Raw genomic sequence first — 352 nt, 5'->3', positions numbered from 1 at the left:
TACCTGCGCTTTTCCTACGCCAACAGCACCGACAACATCCTCGAAGCTATCCGCCGCATCCGCGAAATCCTCTGACAAATTGAACAAGGGAACGAATACCAATGAAACTTCTACGCTTTGGCCCCAAGGGTCAGGAAAAGCCCGGCATTCTCGACGCGGACGGTAATGTCCGCGACCTGAGCGGCAAGGTCGATGATTTCGCGGGCGAAGCCGTGTCTCTGGCCGCCATTGACGCGATCCGCGCCATCGATATCGACACCCTGCCGGTGGTGACGCCCGAGCGCATCGGCGCCTGCCTGGCCGATGTGCCGAATTTCTACTGCATCGGGCTGAACTACGCCAAACACGCGGC

1 pseudogene is annotated in these 352 nt (G+C 59.4%); it reads left to right on the top strand.

Going from position 1 to position 352, the window contains the following annotated elements:
* Nucleotides 1-101 precede the first annotated feature (101 nt).
* Nucleotides 102-352: pseudogene (locus IT775_RS21190) on the top strand (2-hydroxyhepta-2,4-diene-1,7-dioate isomerase); the annotation flags it as partial.

It is taken from the genome of Thalassovita aquimarina, assembly GCF_018219815.1.
GTDB classification, from domain to species: domain Bacteria; phylum Pseudomonadota; class Alphaproteobacteria; order Rhodobacterales; family Rhodobacteraceae; genus Thalassobius; species Thalassobius aquimarinus.
This window is presented reverse-complemented; position numbering and strand designations above follow the sequence as displayed.